We start from the raw sequence: 9,593 nt of genomic DNA, 5'->3' as shown, positions 1-9,593 counted from the left end.
CGGCAGCTCACCGCGATGATCCAGCTCCCCACCCACCTCGTCGGCGCCGGCACCGCCGCACCGCCCACCCGGGAGGAGATCCTGCTGGCCTACCTGCGCAACCCGCAGGCCCCGCCGCTGCTCGCACCGGGCGACGCCCAGCCCCTGGGCGCCCCCGACGTCCGGCAGCCCGGGGCCGAGGAGCCGCCCCGTAGCCGCCGGCGCGACGACGAGGACCTCGACCGGTGAGCGTGCTCACCCGCTACATCGCCTGGCCGCCGCGCGCGGAACGCCCCACCCTGCTGCCCTTCGCGCTGCCCCGGGCGGCCGGACCCGCCTGGCCGGCCTGGCGCAAGCACCGCGCGGCCTACCGCACGGTCCTGCTCTTCGCCGCCCTCGCCGCGCTCTGGTCGGTGTGGGAGGCGCGCCAACTCGTCGTCGGCTTGCACCACTTCACCGGGGCCTGCCGCACCGAGCCGATAGCCTGCTCGGTACCGGGCGCCCCTGATGACAACGGGCCGCTGCCGGCCACCCCGGGCGTCATCAACATCCTCTTCCGCTTCCGCAAGTGCCCGACGGTGCTGCGCTACCTGCCGCTCGTCGTCGCCGCGCTGATCGGCGGGCCGCTGTTCGCGCAGGAGATGGAGGCCGGCACCCACCGGCTCGCCTGGAGCCAGTCCGTCGGCCGCCGTGAATGGGTCGGCGTCAAGCTCGCCACCGCCACCGCGGTGACCGGCCTCGGCGCCGTCCTGCTCACCGTGCCGGTCACCGCCTGGTGGTACCTCAGCTGGCGCGGCCACAACAGCCCCGGTCTGAGCGGTTACGCCTGGCGCTCCCTGGTCGGGTGGAACGACTGGGACTTCTTCGCCTGGACCGGCCCGGTCGGCGTCGCCCACATCCTGCTCGCCCTGATGATCGGCGCGGCGACCGGCATGCTGCTGCGCCGTACGCTGCCCGCGGTCGCGCTCTCCGCCGCCCTCACCGAGGCCGTCCTGCTCGGCCTGGAGAAGCTGCGTCCGCACCTCCTCACCCCCTCCATCCACAAGGGCGCGGGGTTCGCGATCTGGCCGCGCGACGGCTGGCACATCGGCGAGGGCCTGGTCCGCGCGGACGGCACCCTCACCACCCACGATCCCTGCGCCTCCCCGAACGTCAAGAACATCACCACCTGCCTGCGCCGGCACCACATCGTCGGGGGCTACTCGAAGGACCTGCGGATGAACCAGTTCGTCCCGCTCCAGCTCGTCGAGACCGCGATCTGCCTCGCCGCCTGCGCGGTGCTGGCGGCCTTCTGCCTCTGGTACGTCCCCCGCATCACGGCGCGTTGAGCAGTGCGGTGCGCTGGGCAACGCGGTCTGCCGAGCGGCGCGGCCCGGCCATTCACCCTGCGGGCGCGGGGAATTCGACTGGTTCGGGTGGGTTCAGGTCTTGGTGTGGAAGTCCCCCGGATCAGGTCCCACCCGCTGCACCACTTCCAAGGACGCGGTTGCCGTGCCGGGAGACCAGCGAGGTGTGGGACACGGTGCGGTGTTCGGACCAGCGGAAGGCTGCCGCCAGGTCGGCTGGGCCCGGGACGGCGAGGGGGTGGCCACCTATCCGGCGGGCCACCTATCCGGCGGGCCGGCGGGGCGGCGCGCCGGGGTCGGGCGTACGCGACGTTCGGCGAAGATCCTTACCTGTTCGGGCAGATCGCCAGCGGCGCAAGGGCCGGCCGTCCTCATAGGTCACCCACGTACCGTCGTTCCCGCCGACGAGGGCGCCGGTCCGTGGTGCACCGTCCTCGCCGGGATAGCGCACCGCCGCGGCGACGGCCTTGATGTCCGACATCGCCACCAGCACATGCTCGACCCGCTCGCCGGCCGTACGCCGGACCAGGATGTCGCGGTCCGAGGCGAAGCAGGTCTCCTCGTACTCGTACCACTCGTCCCAGTACTCGACGGTGTCCGCGCTGTCGAACCGCCCCAGGATCGGCCCCGTGTACCCGGAGGCGAGCCAGTGGAGCCGATCAGGATGAACGTCCTGCGGGATGCCGTCCGTCGTTGCCTCCACCGAGGACGTGCCTTCCTCGGTCCACCGCACCCAGGAGCCTTGCGTGCCGTCGGCGTTACTGAGGACCGTCTCCGCGAACGTGCGGCCGTCGGGATGAGGCCGTAGCGCGCGTTCGAAGTACGACTCGTGCGGCGAGACGGACAGCACCTGTCCGGTGGCGAGTTCGACCACCCGACGTTCGAGGTATTCGGCGCCGTCCTCTTCGTCGTTGACACCCAACACCGGTACGAACGCCCACAGGTGACCGGCCTCCGGCGGGAACACCACTTCTCCCGGCAGCGGTTCGCAGCCACAGTCCAACAGGTCGGGATGGCGTACCTGCCACACGGTCCGGCCGTCGGCGTCGACCGCGGCCATGTACCCGAGCCCGGCGAACGCCGCCCACCGCAGGTCCGGGCTCACCGCCACACGGAGGACCGGCAACGGCCCAGGCGTCGGGAACCGGGCGAGAAGCCGGAGATCCTCCCCGAACAGCACGGCCGCGCCGTCGGTCCCCACAGCGCACCAGCCGTGCGGGAGCCGGACCGGCGCGCCCACGGTCTCGACGGGTGCCTCGCCGATCAGTTCGGCCGCGCGCTCCGGCAGGAGCCGCCAGCGCTGCAACGGCTGGTCCTTCGCCCAGGTCAACCAGGTGTCGTCCCGGCCGTTCACTGTGCCGGCCGTCTGCGGCGCCCGGCTCGGATCGGGGTAGTGCACCCGCGCCGCCGGTTCGAGGGACCGGGCGTCCAGCACCAGGTGCTCGTCCGGGCCGTCGCCGCTGTGGTGGGCGACCAGGAACCCTTCGTCCACGAAGTCCGCGGCACCGGATCCCTGACCGTCGGGCCGGATCCGACCGTCCAGTTCGCGATACCCGGTGGCGGTGCGGGAGCGCACGAGTCCGGAGGGGAGCTCGACCACCCACCGTTCGAGCCGCTCGGTGCCGCTCGGTTCCTCCCCGTCTCCCGACACCGGTACGAACGCCAAGAGGTGACCATCTCCGGACGGGAAAGCGACGGCGCCCGGCAACCGGGCTCCGCCGGCGCCGTGCAGGTCGGGATGGCGCGTGCGCCAGACGGTCCCGCCGTCAGCGTCAACGACAGCTATCTGCCCGTCACCGGCGAACGCGGCCCACCGGCGATCCGCGCTCACCACCGCATGCCGGCCGGGCAGCGACATGCCGACACCATCGGGTGCCGGGAACCGGGTGACTTCCGCCAGCTCGTCGTCGAGCAACAGCACCGTGTCGTCGCCGTCCAGCACACACCAGCCGGACGGTACCCGGACCGGCGCGGTGGAGATGCCCTCCGGTCCTTCTGCGACCTGGTCGGCGATGCGTTCGCTCAAGCCGGATTTCGACGTTCGTGTTGACATGTGGCCCAGCGTATTGCCCCCAACTATCGGCCCGGCCCGGGGGCTCCGCCCAGACGACGGAATGATCCGAAAATCTACGAGGTGCTCGGGTGGCGCAGGCCCACCCGGCAACCCCTCCGGCAACCCCGCCGGGCCTCCGCGGTCAGGACTCCTCCTCGCCCGGCCACAGCTCGTCGGCCCGCAGGGCGAGGTCCTGGAGTATGTCCGCAGACGTCACGTCGGTGCGGCCCGCGTCGTGGATGTCGGCGAGTTGGAGGAAGATCAGCGAGAAGGCCCCGGTCAGGCGCTCGATCACCGGGCTGAGCTGGAGACTCAGCGCCTCGCCGATCTCGCCCGGGGTGGCGTCGGCGGGGAACTCGATGGTCGGCATCGTCTCGTTGAGCAGCGCGCGTACGTTGTCGCCCGAGATGTCCTGCCGGTCGGGGTCCTCCTCCAGCAGCACCTGCATCTGCCGGGCCTCGGTGAGGATGCCGATGATCCGCCGTACGAAATCGCTGTCCCTCATGTCGGGAGCGTACGCCGTCGACGTATGTGTGTAACGGGCGCACGCGGTCGGTCTCAGCGGATATCGGGCGGGCCCGGGTGCGCCAGGTCGTCCGGCAGCGGTTGGGCCGGGCGATACACCGGGGGCGCCGAGCCGTCGGCCAGCGCGGCGGGCGCGTCGGCCAGGCCGACCCGGTCGCGGACCCGGCCGAGGAAGTCGGGATCGGCCAGCCGGGCCAGCCGGGCCCGCCGGGGCGCCGCGTACACCGACACCCAGTCGCCGGGGTCGAGCACCCCGCACAGCCGGCCGTCCACGCTGACCGCGACCTGCCCGGACCGCTCCAGCACCCGCACCGCCACCCGCTGCTCGCGCGCGGACAGCACCAGGCTGCGGTCGAAGGCCATGTGCGGGGCCACCGGAGTGAAGACCAGCGCGTCCAGGTGCGGCGAGACGATCGGCCCGCCCGCCGCGAAGCTGTACGCGGTGGACCCGGTGGAGGAGGCCACCACGAACGCGTCCGCCGAGTAGAAGCCGAACAGCCGCCCCGACACGTAGATCGCGACGCTCGCCTGACGGTCCCTGGCCAGCTTCTCGAAGACCACGTCGTTCAGGCCCAGCACGTCCAGCGGCACGCCCCACCCGGTGTGCCCGGGATCGGCGTCGCGCGGGGTCGGCGGCGGCGGCAGAGGGCCGCGGCCGTAGCGCAGCAACGCCCGCATGCCGGCCGGGATCTCCAGCGGGCGGGAGGCGCGCATGGTGAGCATCAGCCGTTCGTCGACGTGCCCGGTGCCGGCGTGCACCGCGTCCAGGGCCGCCTCCAGGTCCGCCGTGCACACCTCGGTGAGGAATCCCACCCGGCCCACGTCGACCCCGAGCACCAGCGCGTCCACCGCCGCGGCCACCCGCACCCCGCGCAGCAAGGTGCCGTCGCCGCCGACGGTCACCACCAGGTCCGGCAGCCCGGCCTGCTCCGCCTCCTCCAGCGCGGTCCGCCGCCCCACGCCGCCGTCCGCCTCGTCGCCGTCCGCGGCGGGGGTGTTCCACACGTCGATCTCCGCGCACGGGACGCCGTGTTCCCGTGCCCATGCGTCGACGCGTGCCGCGGCCGCCACGGCGGCCTCCTTGCCGCCGTGCACGACCAGCCCGATCCGCTCGATCACCCCTTCACGGTAGGGGCGGTCCGGGTCCGAGGCCCGGTCGGCGGGCGCGCGGCCCGGGGGAACGGCCCCGGGGAACGGCCCGGGGGAGTGGCGGCGCCGGCACCGCCGTGTGGGTGACCGGTATCCCCCACACGGCGGTGCCCGTGCCAGGCCGGCCGAGGGGGCGGACTGAGGTGCGATGGGGTGTTCGTCCGGGTTGACCCGATAGGGTCGTGCACAGGCGGCCGGGCGGGGGAGCCGCTCAGGATGGAACGGAATGGAACGGACAGGGCCGCCCGCGAGGACGGACCCGGGAGGCGAGAGGGGAGCGCGTGCGGCTCGTGCGGTTGGGAAACGGCCGGGCCCGGTGGCTGCGCCGGGGCCGTAACCTGCTGCTCGCGGCCGTACTGATCGCGGTCGCCAGCGCGGCCGGGATCTGGCTGGCGGTGCGGCTGACCCCCATGCAGTCGGTCTCCGCGGCCGGGCAGAACGTGCAGGTCGGCGCCGCCGAGCCGGGGCTGAGCCGGTCGGGCCCCGGCGAACTGGACCTGTTCGGCGAGGCGATCCCGACCCAGCCGCGCTTCGACGGGCCGATCCGCCCCAAACTCAAGCTCGCCCACATCACCCTGGACTCGCAGGTGAACCAGGCGTTCCACGCCGACGGCGACAACGCGCTGGTGCCGATGCTCAGCCGGCAGCTCGCGGCGGGCTGGAAGCGCTACTGCATCTGGGAGACCCTCGTCGCGGCCGGCTGCGCGGGCGTGATCACCATCGCCGTCGCGGGCGTCGGCCGCACCTCGCCCCGCACGATGCTGACGATGCTCGCGGCGACCCTGGTGACGGTGAGCGCCGCCAACGCCGCCGGGGTGTACCTGCTCGCGTCCGGTACCCCGCGCGTGCTGCGCCAGGTGCACACGCTGGACGACCTGGTCGGCCGAACCCGGGCGGAGCCGGTGCCCGCCGCCAAGGGGCCCGCGCTGCCGGGCATCCATGCGGTGGTGATCGGCGACTCCACCGCCGCCGGCATCGGCAACCCGCTGGTGGACCATCCCACCGCGCTGGACCGCACCTGCGGCCGCAGCTCCGACGCCTACGCGGCCGACCTCGCGGCCGCCAACGGCTGGAAGGTGCTCAACCTCGCCTGCCAGGGCGCCACCGTCTCCGACGGCATCCTCGGGGTCCAGGTGCGCGGCGGCAAGGTGGTGCCGCCGCAGCTCGCGGTCGCCCAGCGCGCGAGCGACGCGTCCGCCGTCATCGTCAGCATCGGCGCCAACGACATGAACTGGTCGGTACTGACCGGGCTGTGCGCGGCGGCGCCGGTCTGCGACGACGACGCGTCCACCGCGTACTTCAAGGAGGAACTGGCCGGCTTCACCCAGGACTACCTGGACCTGCTCGAACAACTCGCCGCGCTGCCGCACCATCCGGCGGTGCTGGTCAACGAGTACTACGACCCGTTCGGGGCGGACACCGGCTGCCTGAAGAAGGACGGCATCACCCGGGAGAAGGCCGACGTCCTCGGTTCACGGCTGTCGGACCTCAACGCGGTGCTGGAGAGCGGCGCCGCCACCTTCCACTTCGCCGTCGCCCGGCCCGGCTTCGAGGGGCACGAGCTGTGCAGCGAGCAGCCGTTCGTGCAGGACGCCACCGGCAAGGCGCCGCTGCACCCCACCGCGGCCGGTGAACTCTCCATCGCGCTCGCCGACCAGCAGGCGCTCGGTGCGATCGAGGCCGACCGGGCCGCCCACCCCGACCGCACGGCCCGGCCCGGCCCGACACCGGACTCCAGCGGCACGCCGGGCACTTCCGGCACGCCGGGCACCGGCCCGACCACGACGGCCCCCAGCGGCGTGGCCGGCGCGGGCGCCCCCGCCGGCACGTCTGCCGGCACCTCCGCGCCGACGCCCTGACCGCCGCGCCCGGCCGGGGTTCCTGACGGTGTCGCAGCGCCGGCGCGCCGGCTCCGTACCGCTGCCGCGGCGGTACCGCAGCCGGGCCGTACCCGTGATGCGCCGATGCCCTGCCGGTGCTGCGCCGGCACCGGCGTTGTGTGGCCAAGATCACCTACATCACCCAATGTGACCGCGCCCGGGGCCCGTTCCGGGTCCGCGGCCGGTGCCGCGCCTGCCGCCACCGCTCGCGCCCGGGCGAACCGCGCCGACCTCTTCGGACCTCCGCGCGCCGGCGCCGTACGCACCCGGCCGCCGTCGACCGCGACTTGGCGATCGGCGGCGGCGGCCGGTACGCTCCGTGACCGCGTCGAACGCGCGGAGATGTCCGCCCGGTATCGGTGGACGGGCGTTTTGGTGTCCGATGTAGTGTCGGGCGAGTCGCCCGGCTTGTCGCCGGATCGTTCGGGAAGAGAGATCGACCGCATGCTGCTGGCGTATCCGCCGAGCCTGCCGAGCCCGTCGCCTTGCGGGCGACGGCCGGGACCTGCACCGACCCGTCACCGCCGGGGCGGTGCCGAGGCACGACGGCGGGCCGCGGCCGGGCCGGGGGGTGCCCGGTGACCGCCACGACCACCGGCTCGGCCGACACCGCGCAGAGCGCGGAGACCGAGGACCGGCCCACCGGCCTGCGGCGGTTCCCGCTGCTGCCGGCCCGGATGCGCCCGCGCAACCGGCCCCGGCTGCTGCTGGAACTCGCCTTCACCGTCGGCCTGTACCTGGCCTACAGCCGCACCCGCCGCTACGTCCCGCGGGAGAAGACCGAGGCGCTGCACCGCGCCCGCGAGGTCCTGCACTTCGAGCGGCTGCTGCACATCGACTTCGAGCTGAGCCTCAACCACGCGGTCGACAAGATCAACTGGCTGACGGTCGGCATGAACTACTACTACGCGACGCTGCACTTCGTGGTCACGCCCGCGGTGCTGATCTGGCTCTACGCCCGCCGCCCGGAGCACTACCGGGCGGCCCGCACCGCGCTGTACTCCGCGACATGCCTGGCGCTGGTCGGCTTCACGCTCTTCGCGCTCGCCCCGCCGCGTTTTCTGAGGTCCGAGGGCTTCATCGACACCATCGTCAGCCACCACACCCACGGCTCCTGGGACTCCGGGCACGTCTCCACGGTGTCCAACCAGTACGCGGCGATGCCGTCGGTGCACATCGTCTGGTCGGCGTGGTGCGGGCTGACGCTGTTCTTCCTGGCCCGCTGGACCTGGCTGCGGGTGCTCGGCGTGTGCTACCCGCTGGCCACTTTCGTGGTCATCATCTCCACCGCCAACCACTTCTTCGCCGACGCGGTGGCCGGCGCGGCCACCCTCGCCATCGGCTTCCTCCTCCAGCGGCTGCTCTTCGGCCGCCGGGCCTACCCGAAGCTGCGCCGATCCGCGGACGGCGGCAAGGACGGGGACGGGGATGGGGACGGGGATCCGGCGCCCGTCCCGTCGGCACGCGACAGCTCCGACGAGCCGTCGGGCACCGCGGCCGCGGTCGAGGGCGCCGCCAAGTAGGGGAAGCGGAACTCGGTGCGGCTGCGGTAGAGCTCGCCGGGCCGCAGCACCGTCGCCGGGTACTCCGGCCGGTTCGGCGAGTCCGGGAAGTGCTGGGTCTCCAGGCAGACCGCGCCGTGCCGCGCGTACGGCCGGCCGGCCGGGCCGGTCAGCGAGCCGTCCAGCGCGTTGCCGGTGTAGACCTGGATGCCCGGTTCGGTGGTCCATACCTCCATGCACCGCCCGCTGCCTGGGTCGGTGAGCCGGGCGGCCCGGCGCGGCGCCCCGGCCGGGTCCGGCGCGGCCAGCACCCAGCAGTGGTCGTAGCCGCCGGCGTCGGCGAGTTGCCGGTCCCGGTCGCCGATCCGCTCGCCGATCCGACGCGCCCGGCCGAAGTCGAAGGCGGTGCCCGCGGTGGGCACGGCCGGGCCGAGCGGCACCGCCTCGGCGGTGACCGGCAGATAGGCGTCGGAGTCCAGCCGCAGGGTGTGGCCGAGGATGTCGCCGCGCCCGGCGCCCGCGAGGTTGAAGTAGGCGTGGTTGGTGAGGTTCACGTGCGTGGCGCGGTCGGTACGGGCGCGGTAGTCGACGCTCAGCGTGCCCGTACCGGCGGTCAGCCGGTAGACCACCTCGATGTCGAGCGCGCCGGGGAAGCCCATGTCGCCGTCCGGGCTGTGCAGGGTCAGCCGTAGCGCGGCGGCTCCCGGGCCATTGTCCGGGGCGGGCGCGGCGTGCCAGACCCGGCGGTGGAAGCCGTCCGGGCCGCCGTGCAGCGCGTGCCCGCGGTCGTTGGGCGGTATCAGGTGGGCACGGCCGTCGAGCGTGAAGCGGCCGTACGCGATCCGGTTGGCGTACCGGCCGACGACCGCCCCGAGGTAGGGGTGTTCGGCGGTGTAGCCGGCGAGCGCGGGCAGGCCGAGCACCACGTCGTCGGCGCGCCCGGCCGGGTCCGGCACCGACAGGCCGCGCAAGGTGGCGCCGTAGCCGAGGACTTCGGCGCGCACCCCGGTGCCCGAGTCCAGCGTCCAGCACTCGACGGCGTCGCCGCCAGGTGCGGTACCGAACGGCGAGCGGCGCAGGGAGGCGGCGGGCACAGCGGACTGAGGGGGCATGGTCATCCTGGGACGAGGGCCGGTGGGAAGGCATGCCGCGACGGTCC

At 73.8% G+C, this 9,593-nt stretch carries 6 protein-coding genes and 2 pseudogenes; 4 read left to right on the top strand and 4 right to left on the bottom strand.

Annotated elements, in window-relative coordinates:
• Together AC13HU_RS23115 and AC13HU_RS23110 are read left to right on the top strand one after the other, a co-directional pair.
• Positions 1-228 (top strand): annotated as a pseudogene (locus AC13HU_RS23115) (hypothetical protein); the annotation flags it as partial.
• Entirely contained in the window at positions 225-1,307 is a 1,083-nt protein-coding gene (locus tag AC13HU_RS23110; RefSeq protein WP_483043850.1) for an ABC transporter permease subunit, read from the top strand. The pseudogene AC13HU_RS23115 and the gene AC13HU_RS23110, both read left to right, overlap by 4 nt.
• 280 nt (positions 1,308-1,587) lie before the next feature.
• Here the strand turns inward: AC13HU_RS23110 and AC13HU_RS23105 are convergent, their stop codons facing one another.
• From AC13HU_RS23105 to AC13HU_RS23095, 3 genes are all read right to left on the bottom strand, one after another.
• Positions 1,588-3,378, bottom strand: coding sequence for a hypothetical protein (locus AC13HU_RS23105; RefSeq protein ID WP_483043849.1), 1,791 nt, complete (start codon positions 3,376-3,378; stop codon positions 1,588-1,590).
• Positions 3,379-3,520: 142 nt separating this feature from the next.
• Positions 3,521-3,883, bottom strand: a complete 363-nt coding sequence (locus AC13HU_RS23100; RefSeq protein ID WP_483043848.1) for a hypothetical protein — start codon at positions 3,881-3,883, stop codon at positions 3,521-3,523.
• Positions 3,884-3,936: 53 nt separating this feature from the next.
• Positions 3,937-5,022 carry an NAD(+)/NADH kinase gene (locus tag AC13HU_RS23095; protein ID WP_483043847.1) on the bottom strand — a complete coding sequence of 362 codons (1,086 nt, stop codon included), beginning with the start codon at positions 5,020-5,022 and terminating at the stop codon, positions 3,937-3,939.
• A 311-nt stretch (positions 5,023-5,333) separates the two neighbouring features.
• Between AC13HU_RS23095 and AC13HU_RS23090 the strand changes: the two genes are divergently transcribed.
• Together AC13HU_RS23090 and AC13HU_RS23085 are read left to right on the top strand one after the other, a co-directional pair.
• Positions 5,334-6,911: a GDSL-type esterase/lipase family protein gene (locus AC13HU_RS23090; protein ID WP_483043846.1), complete on the top strand. Its 1,578-nt coding sequence runs from the start codon at positions 5,334-5,336 to the stop codon at positions 6,909-6,911.
• Positions 6,912-7,609: 698 nt separating this feature from the next.
• Positions 7,610-8,272, top strand: a pseudogene (locus tag AC13HU_RS23085) (phosphatase PAP2 family protein); the annotation flags it as partial.
• Between the two features lie 38 nt (positions 8,273-8,310).
• On the opposite strand, the gene AC13HU_RS23080 reads toward AC13HU_RS23085, so the two are convergent.
• Entirely contained in the window at positions 8,311-9,552 is a 1,242-nt protein-coding gene (locus tag AC13HU_RS23080) for an aldose epimerase family protein (RefSeq protein ID WP_483043845.1), read from the bottom strand.
• Positions 9,553-9,593 lie beyond the last annotated feature (41 nt).

It is taken from the genome of Streptomyces sp. NH27, assembly GCF_056859195.1.
The sequence above is the reverse complement of the archived record's forward strand: the minus strand, read 5'-3'. Positions and strand labels throughout refer to the sequence as shown.